The sequence below is a fragment of the Frateuria defendens genome (assembly GCF_001182895.1).
GTDB classification, from domain to species: Bacteria; Pseudomonadota; Gammaproteobacteria; order Xanthomonadales; family Rhodanobacteraceae; genus Frateuria_B; species Frateuria_B defendens.
The window spans coordinates 1-15,839 of the sequence record NZ_LFQR01000099.1 but is presented as its reverse complement, the minus strand read 5'-3'; the positions used below and the strand labels follow the sequence as shown (position 1 = coordinate 15,839).

Genomic DNA, 15,839 nt, shown 5'->3' with positions numbered 1-15,839 from the left:
CCGCCGCGCCACTCGCGCACAATCCGTTCCATGGCCACCGCCCCCACCCTCGCCCAAACCTCCGACCTGCGCACCTGGGTCGACCAGCGCTATGCCGAGCTGATGGCGCGCTGCCGCGCCGCCGGCGTGCCGCTGCACGACGACGCCGGCGTGGCCGAGCGCATCCGGCGCACCCTGCTTGCCAGCGACTACGCCTTCGAGATCTGGAAGCGCCATCCGCAGCTGCTGGCGCCGGAGGGCCTGGAGCTGATGCGCTCCTCCGCCACGGCCTCGGCGCGCATCGAGGCGCTGCGGCTCGGCGAGGACGAGGCGGCGTGCATGGCCGCGCTGCGGCGCTTCCGCCACGCGGAGGCGCTGCGGCTGGTGTTCCGCGACGTCAACGGCCTGGACACGCTGGAGGAAACGCTCTCGGGCACCAGCGCGCTGTACGAGGAATTGCTGGATGCGGCCCTGGGCTGGGCCGAACGCGCGCTGGCGGCGCGCTACGGCGAGGCGCGCGACGAGGCCGGCGCGCGGCAGCAACTGGTGGTGCTGGGCTTCGGCAAGCTGGGCGGCGGCGAGCTCAACTTCTCCTCCGACATCGACCTGGTGTTCGCTTACCCGCGCGGCGGGCAGAGCGACGGCGCGCGGGGGCTGGACAACGGCGAGTACTTCGCGCGCCTGGGCCGCCAGCTGGTGCGCCTGCTCAACGAGCCGACGGTGGACGGCCTGTGCGCGCGCGTGGACCTGCGCCTGCGCCCGTTCGGCAGCGTGGGCCGGCTGGCGCTCTCGTTCGCGGCGATGGAGCAGTACTACCAGAGCGAGGGCCGCGACTGGGAACGCTACGCCTGGATCAAGGCGCGCCCGGTGGCGGGCGAGCGCCACGCCGGCAAGCAGCTGCTGGAACTGCTGCGCCCGTTCGTCTACCGCCGCTACCTCGACTACACCGCCTTCGCCGGCCTGCGCGAGATGAAGGCGCTGATCGACGCGGAGGTGGCGCGGCGCGAGCTGGACGGCAACCTCAAGCTCGGCCCCGGCGGCATCCGCGAGATCGAGTTCATCGTGCAGCTGATCCAGCTGATCCGCGGCGGCCGCGAGCCTTCCCTGCGCGTGCGCGGCCTGCTGCCGGCGCTGGCCGCGTGCGAGGCGCGCGGGCACATCGGCGCCGCGCGCGCCCGGGGGCTGCGCGAGGCCTACCGCTTCCTGCGCTGGCTCGAGAACCGCGTGCAGATGCTGCGCGACGCGCAGACGCACGACGTGCCCGACGATCCGGCGACGCGCGAGCGCATCGCGCTGGCGATGGGGCGCGCGGGCTGGGGCGCGGTGGCCGTCGAGCTGGCCCACCACCGCGCGGTGGTGAGCGAGGAATTCGCCGCGGTGCTGGTGCCCGAGGGCGGCCGCGCCGCGCGCGTGCCGCAGGCCGACGCGGTGCTGTGGCGGCAGGCCTGCGATGGTGCGCTGGAGGCCGACGCGCTGGTGGCGGCGGGCTTCGTGCCGGCGGAGGAGGTGGTCGACACGCTGGCGAAGCTGCCGCAGGCCGCCACGGTGCGCGCGATGTCTCCGCGCGCCCGCGCCCAGCTCGATCGCCTGATGCCGCAGTTCATCGCCGCCGCGCGCGCCGGCAGCGCGCCGGTGCCGTGCCTGCTGCGGCTGTGCCGGCTGGTACAGGCGGTGGCGCGGCGAGCCTCCTACCTCGCCCTGCTGGAGGAGCAGCCCGCCGCGCGCGAGCGCCTGGCGCGGCTGTTCGCCGACAGCGCCTTCCTGGCCGAACGGGTGATCGCGCAGCCGCTGCTGCTCGACGACGTGCTCGACCCGCGCATCGAGCAGCTGCCGCTCAAGCGCGCCGACATCAGCGCCGAGATCGCGCGCGTGCTCGGCGCGCTCGACGAGCACGAGGCGGAGTTCGAACTGGAGCGGCTCAACGAGCTGAAGTCCAGCCTTGCCTTCCGCCTCGGCCTCGCCTGCAACGACGGCCGCGCGGCAGCGGTGCCCACGGCGCGGCGCCTGGCGGCGCTGGCCGAGTCCAGCGTGCACGCCGTGCTGGCGATGGCCGCCCGCGAGCTGATCGCCCAGCACGGGCGGCTGCCCGGCGACGGGCTGGGCTTCGCCGTGCTCGGCTACGGCAGCCTGGGCGGCGGCGAGCTGGGCTTCGCCTCCGACCTCGACCTGGTGTTCGTGTTCGACGGCGGCCGCGCGCACGCGCAGAGCGACGGCGCGCGGCCGCTGGACGGCGCGCGCTGGTACCTGCGCCTGGCGCAGCGGGTGATCAATTGGCTCACCGCGCTCACTCGCGCGGGGCGGCTGTACGAAGTGGACACGCGGCTGCGCCCGGACGGCTCCAAGGGATTGCTGGTGAGCAGCCTCGATGCCTTCGTCGCCTACCAGCAGGGCCGCGCCTGGACCTGGGAACACCAGGCGCTGCTGCGCGCGCGGCCGGTGGCCGGCGACGCCGCGCTCGGCGCGCGCCTGACCGCGGTGCGGCGCGAGGTCCTCGCCGTGCCGCGCGACCCGGCGGCGGTGCGGGCCGAGGTGAGCGCGATGCGCCGGCGCTGGCGCGCCGAGCGCGACCGTTCCGACGCGCAGCGGCTCGACCTCAAGCAGGCGGCCGGCGCCTTGCTCGACATCGAGTTCGCGCTGCAGGGGCTGGTGCTCGCCCACGCCGCCCAGCATCCCGCGCTGCTCGCCACCACCGCCACGACCGCATGGATCGAGGCCTGCCGCGATGCCGGCCTGCTCGACGACTACCAGGCCCGCGTGCTGGCCGACGCGCACGCCAGCCTGCTGCGCCGCGCGCTGGCCTGCACGCTGGACCTGCGCCCGCGCCTCGCGCCGCGCGACGCCGGGCTGGAACGCCTGTGCGCCGGCGTGCGCGACGTCACCGGGGCGCTCGGCTTCGTCTTCTGAGCGGCGTCGCGCGTGCGACCGGCGTTCGCGTCGCCGGGGGCGATCACGCGCCGGCGTCGTCGCCGGCCTGCCGCGCCGCGATGGCCTGCCGCAGCGTCCGGGCGATGGCTTCCGTCTCGCGCAGCGGCGTTTGCGAAGCCGGCGTCGTCGCCGCGAGATCGTGCAGCAGCCCGGCCTCGTGCAGCGCCTGGTGGAAGCGGGCGAGCCGCGCCGGCAGCGGGGCGGGGGCCAGCGTGTGCACCGGGCAGCCGACCGCACAGGCCTCGCTCAGCATATTCACCGAGTCGGGTGTGACGATGAGGCGGTCGGCCCAGCCCAGCACGCCGGGGAAGGGGTTGAGGCCGTCGTCGGCGTTGCGCCAGAACAGGCCGGGCGTGGGGCTGATCGCCGCGGCGAAGGTCTGGATCAGCGCCGGCGGCGTGCGGCGCGAGGCCAGCACCAGCAGGCTGCCGCCCTCCATGCGCTGGCGGGCGAGCAGCTGCGCGGCCAGCTCCCGCGCATAGGCCGCATCGAGCGCCACGCCCCGGCGCGGGCCGCCGAGCAGCACGCCCACGCGCGGGCGGGGCAGCGCCTCGAAGTCGGGGAAGGCCTCGCGGCCGTCCGCCAGCCAGGCCTCGTCCACCGGGTTCAGGGAGCCGAGCGGGGTCAGCACGTTGGGGCCGGCGAGGCCGTCGTGGCGCGGCGCGATCACCGTGTCCCAGTGCGCGGGATCGAGGCGCGGGTCGAGGATCTGCACGGTGTGGCAGCGCCCGCCGGCGAGCGGGCGCAGCAGCCGGGTGAACAGCGCGGCGGTGCGGCCGCAGCCGATCGCCACCACGGGCCACGGCGGCGCGAACAGGCGCCGCTGGGCGGCGTCGAGCGCGAGCCGGCCGCCCAGGGTGAGCCGCGGCGACAGCCACGACCACGGCGGGCGCGGCGCCAGCACCAGGTGGCGCACCGGCAGGCCCAGCCGCTCGGCCAGCGCCAGCGCCTGGCGCTGGTTGCCGGCGGCCTGGTCGGTGATCGCCCAGCATTCGCCATGCAGCGGCTTCATGGGCCGGGGCACCGCCGGATTGTTGTTGGAATCTGCACGCTTCGTTCCTTTTTGCCCGGCCCTGTGCGCCGTCGCGGCGTCATACACTTCAACGCTACGCCGCGACGGCGCGCCCAGCAAAGAAAGGATAGTCATGAGCGAAGTGCTTTCCGAGTCCGCCCTCGACCAGTTGTTCCGTACCGCCCGCACCTTCAACGCCTTCCTTCCGCGCGAGGTGGACGACACGCTGCTGCAGCGGCTCTACGAGCTGGCCAAGTTCGGCCCCACCAGCGCCAACTCGCAGCCGGCGCGGCTGGTGTTCGTGAAGTCGCCGGAGGCCAAGGCCAAGCTCGGTCCGCACCTCTCCGAAGGCAACCGCGCCAAGACCCTGGCCGCGCCGGTCACCGCCATCGTCGCCATCGACTACGCCTTCTACGAGAACCTGCCGCGGATGTTCCCGCACACCGACGCCAGGAGCTGGTTCGTGGGCAACCAAGCGCTGATCGACGGCACGGCCTTCCGCAACGGCACGCTGCAGGGCGCCTACCTGATCCTGGCCGCCCGCGCGCTGGGCCTGGACTGCGGCCCGATGTCCGGCTTCGACAACGCCGGCGTGGACGCGGCCTTCTTCGCCGGCACCACGGTCAAGTCCAACTTCCTGGTCAACCTCGGTTACGGCGACGCCAGCCGCGACCTGTACCCGCGCAACCCCCGCCTGTCCTTCGACGAAGCCTGCAAGATCGTCTGAAGCCGGGTCGAGCACCCTTTCGCCGATCACCCCCTCAAGGAGTTTCCCCATGCGTGCAATGAAGTACCTCGCTCTCGCCGGCCTGCTCGGCGCCGCCGTCTCGGCCCAGGCCGACCCGGTCACCTACAAGCTCGACCCCACCCACACCATGGTGCTGTTCAGCTGGAACCACTTCGGCTTCTCCAACCCCAGCGCCAACCTCGGCCTCTCCGAGGGCACGCTGGTGTTCGACGAGAAGAGCCCGGCCAAGTCGAGCGTGGACGTGACGCTGCCGCTTTCGAACCTGGACACCTTCGTGCCCAAGCTCGACGAGCACCTGAAGAAGCCGGACTTCCTCGACGCCGAGAAGTACCCCACCGTGACCTTCAAGAGCACCAAGGTGCAGGCGCTGGGCGGCGGCAAGTTCAAGGTCACCGGCGACCTCACCGTGCATGGCGTGACCAAGCCGGTGGTGCTGGACGCCAAGCTCAACAAGGTGGGCGAGCACCCGATGGCCAAGGTGCCGGCGATCGGCTTCGACGCCACCGCCAGCCTCAAGCGTTCGGACTTCGGCGTGGGCGCCTTCGTGCCCAACGTGAGCGACGAGATCAAGATCCGCATCACCACCGAAGCCCGCGCCGCGGCGACCAAGTAAGCCGGTTTTTCCCTGTCTTGGGGTGAACCCCGCACCGGCGACGGCGCGGGGTTTTTTTCATGGCCGCGCCCCGTGCCGGGCCGCGGCCAGCCTGTCTGGCCGATGTCCGGCCGGCCGGGCGGCGCGCGTCCGGAGGCAGGGCGGCTGCTACCATCTTGCGATCCGAGGTATCTGTTGTGGAGCCCGTACCCATGTCGCAGTCCGAAGCCGCCGCGTTGATGCCGGCCAATGCCGAAAACCGTTACGAAGTGACGCGCGCGGACCTGCCGCTGTCCTGCCCGATGCCCGGGATGGCGCTGTGGAACTCGCATCCGAAGGTATACCTGCCGATCGTGGACGACGGCGGCGAATCGACTTGCCCGTATTGCGGCGCGCACTACGTTTTGCGCGATTGACGCGCCGGCTTTCGCTCTCCGGGGCGGCAACCGGCACGATCACTGCATGCACTACGGAATGAAAGTCACGTCGAGCCGCCCATGTCTGTCGCCGTTCCCGCTCCCCGGTCGCTGACCATCGTCCAGCTGATCCCCGCCCTGCAGTCGGGCGGCGCCGAGCGCTCCACGCTGGAGGTCGCCCGCGCCCTGGTGGCGGCCGGGCACCGTTCGGTGGTGATCTCGGCCGGCGGCCGCCTGGTGGAGCAGCTCCTCGCCGAAGGCAGCGAGCACATCACGCTCGACATCGGGCGCAAGTCGCTCGCCTCGCTGCTCAAGCTCGGCCCGCTCCGGCGCATCCTGCGGCAGCTCTCGCCGGATATCGTGCACGCCCGCTCGCGCCTGCCGGCGTGGCTGGGCTGGTGGGCGTTGCGCGGCGTGTCGCCGCGGCCGCATTTCGTCACCACCGTGCACGGCATGAACTCGCCCGGCCGCTACAGCGCCATCCTGCTGCGCGGCGAGCGGGTGATCGTGGTCTCGCAGACCCTGCGCGACTACGTGCTCAGCCACTACCCGTGGCTGGACCCCTCGCGGGTGCGGGTGATCCCGCGCGGCATCGACCCGGAGGCCTTCCCCTACGGCCATCGCCCGGACGAGGCCTGGACCGGGGCCTTCTTCGCCGAGCTGCCGCAGCTCGCCGGCGCGCCGCTGCTCACCCTGTCGGCGCGCGGCACCCGCCTGAAGGGCCACCGCGACGCGATCGAGCTGGTCGGCGAACTCCGGCAGCGCGGCATCGATACCCGGCTGCTGCTGCTCGGCGTGATCGAGCCGGGCCGCGAGGCCTACGTGGAGGAGCTGCGCAAGCTGGTGGCCGCGCGCGGGCTCGAGGCGCAGGTGGCGATGACGCCGCCGCGCGCCGACGTGCGCGACGTCTACGCCGTTTCCGCCCTGGTGCTGCAACTGTCCAACCGGCCCGAGTCGTTCGGCCGCACGGTGGTGGAGGCGCTGTCGCTGTGCCGCCCGGTGCTGGGCTATGCGCACGGCGGGGTGGGCGAGCTGCTGGCCGAGCTCTATCCCGCCGGCCGCGTGCCGCCCAACGACCGCGAGAAGCTGGTGGAGCGTGCCGCCGAACTGCTGCGCGTGGCGCCGCCGATCCCCATGCTGCAGCGCTACCGCCTCGCCGACATGCAGCAGGCGGTGCTGGCGCTGTACGAGGAACTGGCCGACCAGGCGCCGGAGCGGTAGCGGCTGCGCGCTGCCGCACAGGGCCGCGTGCGGGCACGGCGCCGGCCGGGCCCGATGGCGACGAAGCCGCGCCCTGCGCCTGGCCGCGGGATGCGTCCCGTACAATCGGGCGTTCGCCGCCTGGGACCTGCGATGCCGTTCTCCTCCCGACTCCGCGCCGCGCTGCGCTCGCCGCTGCTGCCGTTCGGGCTGGTGGTCGCGCTGCTGCCGTTCGGGCGCAGCGCGGAGGCCGGCACCGTCTTGTGCCTCATCGGCGTGGCGCTGCTGTTCGCGCGCCATCCGCGCGCGCTGGCCGAGCACGTCGGCGCGCGCTTGCTGCTGTGGCTGTTGGCCGCCTACGTCGGCGCCGCGTTGCTTTCCTCGCTCGACGCGGTGAAGCCGGGCAAGAGCTGGGGCACCACCGCGGCGGCGCTGCGCTACGCGCCGCTGGGGCTGTACGCCTGCTTCGCCATCCGGCGCGGTGACAGGCTGCGCGCGCTGTATGCCGCGGTGGCCGCGATGGTGGCCCTGTGGACGCTCGATGCCTGGGTGCAGGCGCTCACCGGCTGGAGCCTGGGCGGGCGCGCAGAGGCTGAGCGCATCTCCGGCATCTTCGGCGCGGACAACCTCAAGCTTGGCCCGGCGCTGGGCGTGCTCTCGCCTTTCGTGCTGTGGGCGGCGCGCGAGCGCTTCGGGCGGCGCGGCCTGGCGCTGGCCTTCCTGCTGCTGCTCGGGCCGGTGCTGCTGGCGGGCTCGCGCGCGGCGTGGCTGTGCTACGCGCTGGTGGCGGCGGCATTCGCCTGGCGCGAGGCGCGCTCGGTCTGGCGTTTCCTGGCCTGGTGCGGCCTCGGCGCGGCGGTGTTGGCGCTGGCGGGTGCGCTGGCGTGGCAGACCTCGACGCGCTTCCATGAGCGCATGGCGCGCACCCTGGCCGCCTTCCAGGGCACCGGCCAGGGCCTCGACACCGCGCTCACCGGCCGGCTCGACATCTGGCGGACCAGCGCGCGGATGATCGCCGCGCACCCGTGGAACGGCGTGGGCGTGCGCGGCTTCCGCTACGCCTACCCGCAGTTCGCGCCGGCCGACGACCACTTCCTCACCGCCGAAGCCTGCGGCGTGGGCGAGGGCGCCTGCCATGCGCACCAGCTGGTGCTGGAGGTGCTCACCGAGACCGGCGCGCTCGGCCTCGCCTTGTGGCTGGCGGGGCTGGTGCTGGCCGTGCGCGCCTGGTGCGCGGTGGGCGCCGCGGCGCGCGCGCGGGCCTTTCCGGCGACGGTGGCGCTGGGTGCGATGCTGTTTCCCTTCAACACCCACCTGGCCTTCTATTCGGCCTGGTGGGGCCTGCTGTTCGCCTGGCTGCTCGGCCTGTGGTGCGCGGCGCTGTACGCCACGGAGGACGCCGATGCCGCGTGAGCCGCTGTCGGTGGTGGTGATCACCTACAACAACGCCGACACCCTCGATGCCTGCCTGGCCGAGGTGGACTGGGCCGACGAGATCGTGGTGCTGGACTCGGGCTCCACCGACGACACGGTAGCGATCGCACGCCGCCACGGCGCGCGGGTGGACGTCCACCCCTTCGACGACTACGGCCCGCAGAAGCAGCGCGCCATCGATCTTGCCCGTCACGACTGGGTGCTCAACCTCGACGCCGACGAGATCCTCTCGCCCGGCACGCGCGAGGTGATCGAGCGCGCGCTGGTGGCGCCGCGCCACGCCGGCTTCCGCCTGCCGCGGCGCGAGCGCATGTTCTGGACCGTGCAGCACCGCTGGAGCTGGCGCAACGGCCACCTGCGCCTGTTCGACCGCCGCCGCGGCGGCATGAACGACGTGGAGGTGCATGCGGCGGTGGAGGTGCAGGGGCCGGTGAAGACGCTGTGGCGCGCCGACTTCGTCAACGATGGCGACGGCGACATCGCCACCCGGGTGGCGAAGATCAACCGCTACACCACCGGCATGGTGGCGCACAAGCTGCGCAAGCGGCAGCGCTACACCGGCCTGCGCATGGTGCTGTATCCGCCGGTGTTCTTCCTGCGCCAGTACGTGGGCAAGCGCTATTTCTTGAACGGCTGGGCCGGCTTCATCGCCAGCGTCTGCGGCGCGTTCTACGCCTTCCTCAAGTACGCCAAACTGCACGAGGCGCAGCGGCGCGGCCGCGGCTCAGGCGGCGGCCTCTAGCGCGGTGTCCTCGCCGGCGGGCGCGGCCAGGCCGAGCGCCGCCAGGGCCTGGTGGCAGCCCTGCCGGCGCAGCTGCTCGCGCTTGCGGAAGGCCGAGCGGTGCTTGCTCTCCACCTCGTTGGGGTCGCGCAGCGGCTCGCGCGGCGGCAGTTCGTAGAAGCCGTCGTCGCCGCGCCGGCCGCCGCATTCCACCCAGAAGGCGTCGTAGTCGGTCTTGATGCGCGGGCCGCTGCATTCGCGGTCGAGCTGCCCGGCGAACGGGTGCGCCGCGTTGCCCACGCCGCGCACGCGCGCCATGCCGTGGTGGGCCGCCAGCGCGTAGAGCACCGACAGCAGCAAGTTCTTCGGGCGCAGGCCGTGGCTCTGCCGGGTGAAGCGGCGCGCGGCTTCCGCGCCCATATGCGCGTAGGCTCCCTGCACGCAGCCGATCAGCAGGCCGTCCCCGGCGATGGTGAAGACCAGGCTGCACAGGCGCTGCCCGTCGTCGTCGAAGAGATACAGGCCGAGCTCCCCCTCGGTGCCCTTGCCCACCGGGCGGCGCAGCGCGAGATGCGCATGGCTGCCGTCCTTCAGTTCGAGCGTGCCGAGCGGCAGGCCCTCGTGCAGGTAGATCGCCTCGATCGCCGCCGCCGGCCAGTGGGCGAGCAGAAAGGCGTAGTGCTGGTGCGCCACGGCCAGCCGCCGGGTCGCGCCGAGCTGGCGGCTCACGTAGGCGTGGTGCCAGCGCTCGTGCAGGCGCGGCTGCACGGTGACGATCCGGCGCAGCAGCGGGTGGCCGTCGAGGAAGCGCAGCCAGCGCGCCTGCCGCCGTCCATGCAGCAGGCAGCGCCAGGCGTATTTGGCGGCCTTGCGCCGGCGCATGCCGACGCGGTTTCCCCAGTCGGCGCGAGCGCGGAAGGAGCGGAAAAAGAGTTCGAGGTCCATGAACGCATGCCCAGAAAAATTCTGGTCCACGTTCTAGGGGCGGCGGCTTGCGCCAAGCTGTCGGTTGCCTTGCGTTTGGCTTTCGCCGGCCGGGCGTTCAGGCGCGGGCGCGGCAAGGCGGGCGTGGCGCGCGCCGCGCGTTCAGTACACCCCGGGCTCGCCCGGCGGGCGCGTCTTGAAGCGCTTGTGCACCCACAGGTACTGCTCGGGCGCCTCGCGCACCATCTGCTCGATGCAGGCGTTGACGCGCGCGGTGTCGGCGCTGGCGTCGTCGGTGGGAAAAGGCTCCAGCGGCGCGCCGAGGCGCAGCACGTAGCCGCCCCTGCCGGGCAGGCGGCGATGGAAGAACGGGATCACCAGCGCATGGCCCAGCCGCGCCAGGTGGTGGGTGGCGGTGATGGTGGCCGCCGGTACGCCGAAGAAGGGCACGAACACGCTGTCCTTGCTGCGCATGTCCTGGTCGGGCGCGTACCACAGCGTGCCGCCGCCGCGCAGGTACTTCACCGTGCCGCGGATGTCGTCCTTGTCGAACATGGCCTCGGCGTAGTGAAGGCGCGCGCGCAGCACGGCCCACTCGAACACCGCGGCGTCCATCCGCCGGTACATGCCGGCGATGCGGATGCGCTGCGAGACCAGCCGCGCGCACAGCTCCAGATGCGAGAAGTGGCCGCCCACCAGCAGCACGCCGCGGCCCTGCGCGCGGGCGGCCTCCAGGTGCTCCAGGCCCTCGATCCTCACCGGCACGCGCGCGATGGCGCGGTCCGAGCCCATCCAGCCCAGCGCGAACTCCACCATCATCAGGCCGATGTCGGTGAGGTGGGCGTCCACCAGCGCGGTGCGCGCGGCGGGGGCGAGTTCGGGAAAGCACAGCGCGAGATTGGTCTCGGCCACGTGCCGGCGCGGCGAGGGCACGCGCCGCACCAGCCAGCCGAGGCCGCGGCCCAGCCGCAGCAGCGCCGGCCACGACAGGCGCGCCACCGCATGCAGCACCGCCACGCCCAGCCAGGCGGGCCAGTGGCGGGGAGCGAGCAGCGAGGGGACGAAACGGGGGCGGGGCATGCCGGGCATCCGCCCATTGTAGCGGCCGTCCCGGTGGGCCGGACCGTCAGCGCCTGTTCCATGTCTCGGCAAGCCGCGCGGACCATGCAGAGACATGGAACAGGCTCTTATACTGCCGCGCCCGGCCGCACGCGGGCCCGAGGAGTCGTCGTTGCGCTATCTCTATACCTTGGTGATGTACCTGGTGACGCCGCTGATCGTGGCGCGCCTGCTCGCGCGCGGCGTGCGCTACGGCGACTACCACCTGCGCTGGCGCGAGCGCTTCGGCTTCTTCGACGCGCCGGGTTTCCGCGGCAGCTTGTGGGTGCACGCGGTGTCGGTGGGCGAGGTGAACGCGGCCGAGCCGCTGATCAAGGCGCTGCGCCGCGACTATCCGGAGGCGCCGCTGGTGGTGACCACGGTGACGCCGACCGGTTCCGAGCGCGTGCGCCAGCTGTTCGGCAAGGACGTCTTCCACGTCTACCTGCCCTACGACCTGCCGTTCGCCGTGTCGCGGTTCTTGAAGCGCGTGCGGCCGCGGCTGGCGATGATGGTGGAGACGGAGATCTGGCCGAACCTCTATTTCGCCTGCTACCGCCGCGGCATCCCGCTGATGATCGTCAACGCGCGCCTGTCCGAGCGCTCGCTGCGCGGCTACAAGCCGCTGCAGGGGGTGGTGCGCTCGGCGCTGCGCTGCGTGCGGCAGGTGGCGGCACAGTCGCGCCCGGACGCGGCGCGCTACCGCCTGCTCGGCGCCGACCCCGAGCGCATCGTGGTCAGCGGCAACCTGAAGTTCGACATGCCGGTGCCGGTGGACGCGATGGAGAAGGGCATCGCGCTGCGCGCGTGCTGGGGCCGGCTGCGGCCGGTGTGGATCGCCGGCAGCACGCACGAAGGCGAGGAACTGGCCGTGCTGGAGGCGCACCTGGCCGTGCTCAAGCGCCTGCCCGACGCGCTGCTGCTGATCGCCCCGCGCCATCCGGAACGCTTCCGCGCGGTGGAACACTCCGCGCGCAGCCTCGGCTTCTCGGTCGCCAGGCGTACGGCGGAGCGCATGCCCACGCCGTCGCACCAGGTGTTCGTGATCGACACCATGGGCGAACTGATGCCGTTCTACGCGGCGGCGGACCTCGCCTTCGTCGGCGGCAGCCTGTCGCCGATCGGCGGCCACAACGTGCTGGAGCCGGCCTCGCTGTCGCGGCCGGTGCTGGTGGGGCCGCACACCTTCAACTTCGAGGAGATCACGCTTACCCTGATCCGCGAAGGCGGCGCCGAGCGGGTGGCGAGCAACGAGCAGCTGGGCACCATGGTGCGCCACCTGCTGCGCGACGCCGAGCGCCGCGACGCGATGGGCCGCAAGGCCCGCGCGGTGTTCGACGGCGAGCGCGGCGCGGTGGGCCGGGTGATGACGCTGATCGACCACCTGCTGCAGGAATAGCGCCGCCCCGACGCAAAACGGCCGGGCCCAGGGCCCGGCCGTTTCGGAGCATCCGCCGGAGGTGGCGGAGGAGGGTCTTATTGCAGCAGCGCGTTGATCGCCTCCAGGTCGCTCACCTGGGCGTTGCCGGCGGACTGCTTGAGCAGCAGCTTGTCGAGCACGAACTGGTGGCGGGCCTGCGAGTAGCTGCTCTGCGCCGAGGTCAGGGTCTGGATCGAGTTGAGCACGTCCAGGATGGTCTTGGTGCCGACCTGGAAGCCGGCGCGGGTGGCCTCCACCGCCTTCTGCGCCGAATCCACCGCGGCCTTGGTCGATTCGACCTGGCTGATGCCGGCGATCACCAGGCGGTAGTAGTTGAGCGTGTCGCGGGTTACCTGGCGGCGGGTGATCTCCAGCGAATCCTGCGCCGAATCGCGCTGGTAGATGGACTGGCGCACGCGCGACTGGGTGGCACCGCCGGAGAAGATCGGCACCTGCAGGGTGACGCCGATGGTGGTGGCGTAGCGACCGTTGGTGTTCAGGAGCTGGTTCGTGCCCGACGGGACCGAGCCGCGGTTGGTCCAGGTGGTGTTCTGGCCGCGGCTCAGGGTGGCGTTGATGGTGGGCAGGTGGCCGGCGCGGGCCGAGTCGATGCTGCGCTCGGCGGCCTGCACGCTGTACTGCTGCGCGAGGATGTTGGGATTGCCCTTGGCCGCCTCCTGCACCCACGCCTTCTCGTCGGTCGGCGAGGGCGGCTGCATCGGCAGCTCCTCGCGCAGGATCTTGAGGTCGCCCACCGGCTTGCCGGTGATCTGGGTCAGCGCCTCGCGGGCGTCGTTGAGCGTGGTCTGCACGCTCACCGTGTTGGCGCGGGCGGCCTCGTAGTAGGACTTGGCCTGCAGCAGGTCGGTGATCGCCGAGAGGCCGACCTTGTAGCGCTGCTCGGCCTGCTCGTAGGTGGTGCGGTAGGCGTCTTCGTTGGCCTTGGCGTAGACCAGGTTGTTCTGGCTGGTCAGCACGTTGAAGTAGGCCGCGGTGACGCGCGCGTAGAGGTCCTGCAGCGCGGCCTGGTAGCTGGCGTCCTGTGCGTCGGCCTGCGAATGCGCGGCGCGCAGGTCGCTGATCTTGCCGAGGTCGAGCACGGTCTGGCTGATGTCGCCGTTGACCGTGCGGGTGCGGCTATGGCCGCTGCCGTCGACGCCGTTGAGGCCGGAATTGAAGGAGCCGCCGTAGCTGGACTGGCTGATGCCCATCGACGCATTGATCTGCGGCAGCAGCAGCGCGCGCGCCTGCGGCACGCCTTCGCGGGTGGCGAGGCGGGTGGCGTCGGCTTGCGAGAGGGTCGGATCGTTGGCGCGTGCTTCCCGGTATGCATCCAGCAGGTCCTCGCCGTGACCGGGCAGGGACGCCGCCGACAAGGCCAGGGCAAGGGACAGGAGCTTCAAGCGCATTGGGGTGCCTCGTGGAGAGCGAAAGGGAATCAAAACGCGAACCGGCGCGGCGGCTCGGCGTGGGCCAGATAGGGCAGGTCCGTCTCGAGCAGGCTGGCCTCGTGGTAGCGCCCCGCCTCCTGGTGGGTCACCAGCACCACCTGCTGCACCGGCGACTCGCCGCGCACCGCCAGCAAGCGGCCGCCAGGCTTGAGCCAGGCCAGGAAGCGCGAAGGGATCTGGTACACCGCGCCGGTCACCACCACGGCGTCGAACAGGCCGGCCGGCTGCCAGGCTTCCACCGCCTCGCCGGTGACCAGCGCCACGTTCTCGATGCCCGCGGCGGCCAGGCGCTGTCCAGCGGCGGCAGTGAAATCGGCATGGATGTCGATGCTGGTGACGTGCTCGGCGAGGCCGGCCAGGCAGGCGGCGAGGAAGCCCGAGCCGGTGCCGATCTCCAGCACGCGGTCGGTGGGCTTGAGGTCCAGCGCCTGCAGCACGCGGCCTTCCAGCACCGGCTTCATCATCACCTCGCCGTGGCCGAGCGGCAGGGCCACGTCGGCGAACGCCAGCTGCCGGTGCTGCGGCGGCACGAAATCCTCGCGGCGCACGCGCGCGAGCACGTCGAGCACGCGCAGGTCCAGCACCTCCCAGGGACGCACCTGGTTTTCGACCATGTTCTGCCGCGCCTGTTCGAAGTTCATCGCGTTCACCGGAACCGTATGGGAGGGGAAGTCAAAAAAGGCCAGCAAGGATAAGCGTTTAAGCCAGGCTCGGACAATCGCTAGCCTGTGGCCTCGAAGGGCCCGGCCGAAGTGCCGGAAGTCACAACGCCGCGCTGACGCAAGTCATGCGCGGGGCGGCGTCCGGGCGCCTTAGGCGCTCAGGCGGTGCAGTGTAGGCGGGGCCGCGCGCGCGGGCTCGGGCAGGCGGGCGAGGGCGCGCTCCACCGCCTGTTGCAGCGTGGCGTCGAGGCGGCGCAGGCGCGAGGGCAGGCGGGCGTCGCCGCGGCTGCGGGCGGCCACGCACAGCCAGGCCAGCCAGCGCACCAGGCGATCATGTTCCGTGGCGTCCAGCGGGGCCAGGGCCGCGCGCGCCTGGAAGGCCTGCTGGCGCGAGATCGCGCCGGATTGGGCGATCCAGTGGCCCAGCTTGCGCTGGGCCTGCCGGTAGGCTGCACTGAGCTGCAGTTCGACGACGGTGGACATGTTCAGCCCCGGTGACTGGAAATAATTGAACTCTTTCGTATAATAAAGTCATTTGAGCCGTTTTGTGAAGGTGCGTGACATGACAGCCGTCCTGCAAGCCAAGTCTCAGGGTCCCGGTCGCCCCAAGGACATGGGGAAGCGTGCCGCGATCCTGGAGGCCGCCAAGGCGCTCTTCATCCGCAACGCTTTCGCCGGCACCAGCATGGACGCCGTGGCCGCCGAGGCGGGCGTGTCCAAGCTCACCGTCTACAGCCACTTCGGCGACAAGGACAACCTGTTCCGCGAGGTGATCCGCGCGCGCATCCAGGAGTTCCTGCCCGAGGACATCTTCCAGTACGAGCCGGGCGACGACATCGGCGGGGTGCTGCTCAACATCGCGCTCCAGCATGCGCGCAACGAGTGCAACCCGAGCATCGCCGGCACCTTCCGCGCCATCCTGAGCGACTGCCGCCAGGGCAACCCCCGCTACGGCCGCATGCTGTGGGAGGAAGGCCCCGCGCACACCCACAAGCTGCTGCAGGACCTGCTGCAGAAGGCGGCGGACGCCGGCGCGCTCGACATCCAGAACGCTTCGCTGGCCAGCACGCAGTTCTATGCGCTGCTCAAGGGCGACCTGCTGCTGCGCCGGCTGTTCGGCTGCGAGGATTGCGCCGTGGCCTTCGCCGCGGAGATCGAGTCCAACGCGCGCGCCGCCGTGGACGTGTTCCTGCGCGCCTACCTGCCGCGCTGAGCGAGCCTGCGCACGGCCCGATCGCCGGGCGCAAAAAAAGCGGC

General features: G+C 72.1%; 15 protein-coding genes. 9 read left to right on the top strand and 6 right to left on the bottom strand.

Annotated elements, in window-relative coordinates; all coding sequences use genetic code 11:
• Positions 1–30: 30 nt before the first annotated feature.
• A complete protein-coding gene (gene glnE, locus ACH65_RS13330; RefSeq protein ID WP_049623098.1) occupies positions 31–2,883 on the top strand; it encodes a bifunctional [glutamate--ammonia ligase]-adenylyl-L-tyrosine phosphorylase/[glutamate--ammonia-ligase] adenylyltransferase in 2,853 nt (950 codons plus the stop codon).
• Positions 2,884–2,926: 43 nt separating this feature from the next.
• Here the strand turns inward: glnE and ACH65_RS13325 are convergent, their stop codons facing one another.
• Positions 2,927–3,916: a mitochondrial fission ELM1 family protein gene (locus ACH65_RS13325; RefSeq protein ID WP_049623097.1), complete on the bottom strand. Its 990-nt coding sequence runs from the start codon at positions 3,914–3,916 to the stop codon at positions 2,927–2,929.
• A 133-nt stretch (positions 3,917–4,049) separates the two neighbouring features.
• Between ACH65_RS13325 and ACH65_RS13320 the strand changes: the two genes are divergently transcribed.
• From ACH65_RS13320 to ACH65_RS13295, 6 genes are all read left to right on the top strand, one after another.
• Complete coding sequence (locus tag ACH65_RS13320) at positions 4,050–4,643, top strand: malonic semialdehyde reductase (RefSeq protein WP_049623096.1); 594 nt, start codon at positions 4,050–4,052, stop codon at positions 4,641–4,643.
• A 49-nt stretch (positions 4,644–4,692) separates the two neighbouring features.
• The gene (locus tag ACH65_RS13315) at positions 4,693–5,277 is read left to right on the top strand and encodes a YceI family protein (RefSeq protein WP_049623095.1); all 585 of its coding nucleotides are present in this window, start codon (positions 4,693–4,695) and stop codon (positions 5,275–5,277) included.
• A 191-nt stretch (positions 5,278–5,468) separates the two neighbouring features.
• On the top strand, positions 5,469–5,672 hold the full coding sequence (locus ACH65_RS13310; RefSeq protein ID WP_049623094.1) for a zinc-finger domain-containing protein: 204 nt from the start codon (positions 5,469–5,471) through the stop codon (positions 5,670–5,672).
• Positions 5,673–5,753: 81 nt separating this feature from the next.
• On the top strand, positions 5,754–6,893 hold the full coding sequence (locus ACH65_RS13305; RefSeq protein WP_049623093.1) for a glycosyltransferase: 1,140 nt from the start codon (positions 5,754–5,756) through the stop codon (positions 6,891–6,893).
• A gap of 132 nt (positions 6,894–7,025) precedes the next feature.
• Entirely contained in the window at positions 7,026–8,285 is a 1,260-nt protein-coding gene (locus ACH65_RS13300) for an O-antigen ligase family protein (RefSeq protein ID WP_049623092.1), read from the top strand.
• Complete coding sequence (locus tag ACH65_RS13295) at positions 8,275–9,048, top strand: glycosyltransferase family 2 protein (protein ID WP_049623091.1); 774 nt, start codon at positions 8,275–8,277, stop codon at positions 9,046–9,048. Before ACH65_RS13300 ends, ACH65_RS13295 begins: the two co-directional genes overlap by 11 nt.
• Here ACH65_RS13295 and ACH65_RS13290 read toward each other — a convergent pair.
• Both ACH65_RS13290 and lpxL read right to left on the bottom strand, forming a co-directional pair.
• Positions 9,031–9,972: a VirK/YbjX family protein gene (locus ACH65_RS13290; RefSeq protein ID WP_049623090.1), complete on the bottom strand. Its 942-nt coding sequence runs from the start codon at positions 9,970–9,972 to the stop codon at positions 9,031–9,033. The two genes, ACH65_RS13295 and ACH65_RS13290, sit on opposite strands and share 18 nt — an antisense overlap.
• Positions 9,973–10,113: 141 nt before the next feature.
• A complete protein-coding gene (lpxL, locus tag ACH65_RS13285; RefSeq protein WP_082190322.1) occupies positions 10,114–11,031 on the bottom strand; it encodes an LpxL/LpxP family Kdo(2)-lipid IV(A) lauroyl/palmitoleoyl acyltransferase in 918 nt (305 codons plus the stop codon).
• Between the two features lie 151 nt (positions 11,032–11,182).
• Between lpxL and waaA the strand changes: the two genes are divergently transcribed.
• On the top strand, positions 11,183–12,448 hold the full coding sequence (gene waaA, locus ACH65_RS13280; protein WP_049623088.1) for a lipid IV(A) 3-deoxy-D-manno-octulosonic acid transferase: 1,266 nt from the start codon (positions 11,183–11,185) through the stop codon (positions 12,446–12,448).
• Between the two features lie 77 nt (positions 12,449–12,525).
• Here the strand turns inward: waaA and ACH65_RS13275 are convergent, their stop codons facing one another.
• From ACH65_RS13275 to ACH65_RS13265, 3 genes are all read right to left on the bottom strand, one after another.
• Positions 12,526–13,878 carry a TolC family outer membrane protein gene (locus ACH65_RS13275; RefSeq protein WP_049623087.1) on the bottom strand — a complete coding sequence of 451 codons (1,353 nt, stop codon included), beginning with the start codon at positions 13,876–13,878 and terminating at the stop codon, positions 12,526–12,528.
• A gap of 29 nt (positions 13,879–13,907) precedes the next feature.
• Entirely contained in the window at positions 13,908–14,561 is a 654-nt protein-coding gene (locus ACH65_RS13270; protein ID WP_049623086.1) for a protein-L-isoaspartate O-methyltransferase family protein, read from the bottom strand.
• A gap of 171 nt (positions 14,562–14,732) precedes the next feature.
• A complete protein-coding gene (locus ACH65_RS13265) occupies positions 14,733–15,065 on the bottom strand; it encodes a hypothetical protein (protein ID WP_049623085.1) in 333 nt (110 codons plus the stop codon).
• A 130-nt stretch (positions 15,066–15,195) separates the two neighbouring features.
• Between ACH65_RS13265 and ACH65_RS13260 the strand changes: the two genes are divergently transcribed.
• Complete coding sequence (locus ACH65_RS13260) at positions 15,196–15,795, top strand: TetR/AcrR family transcriptional regulator (RefSeq protein WP_237561515.1); 600 nt, start codon at positions 15,196–15,198, stop codon at positions 15,793–15,795.
• The last annotated feature ends 44 nt before the right edge of the window (positions 15,796–15,839 follow it).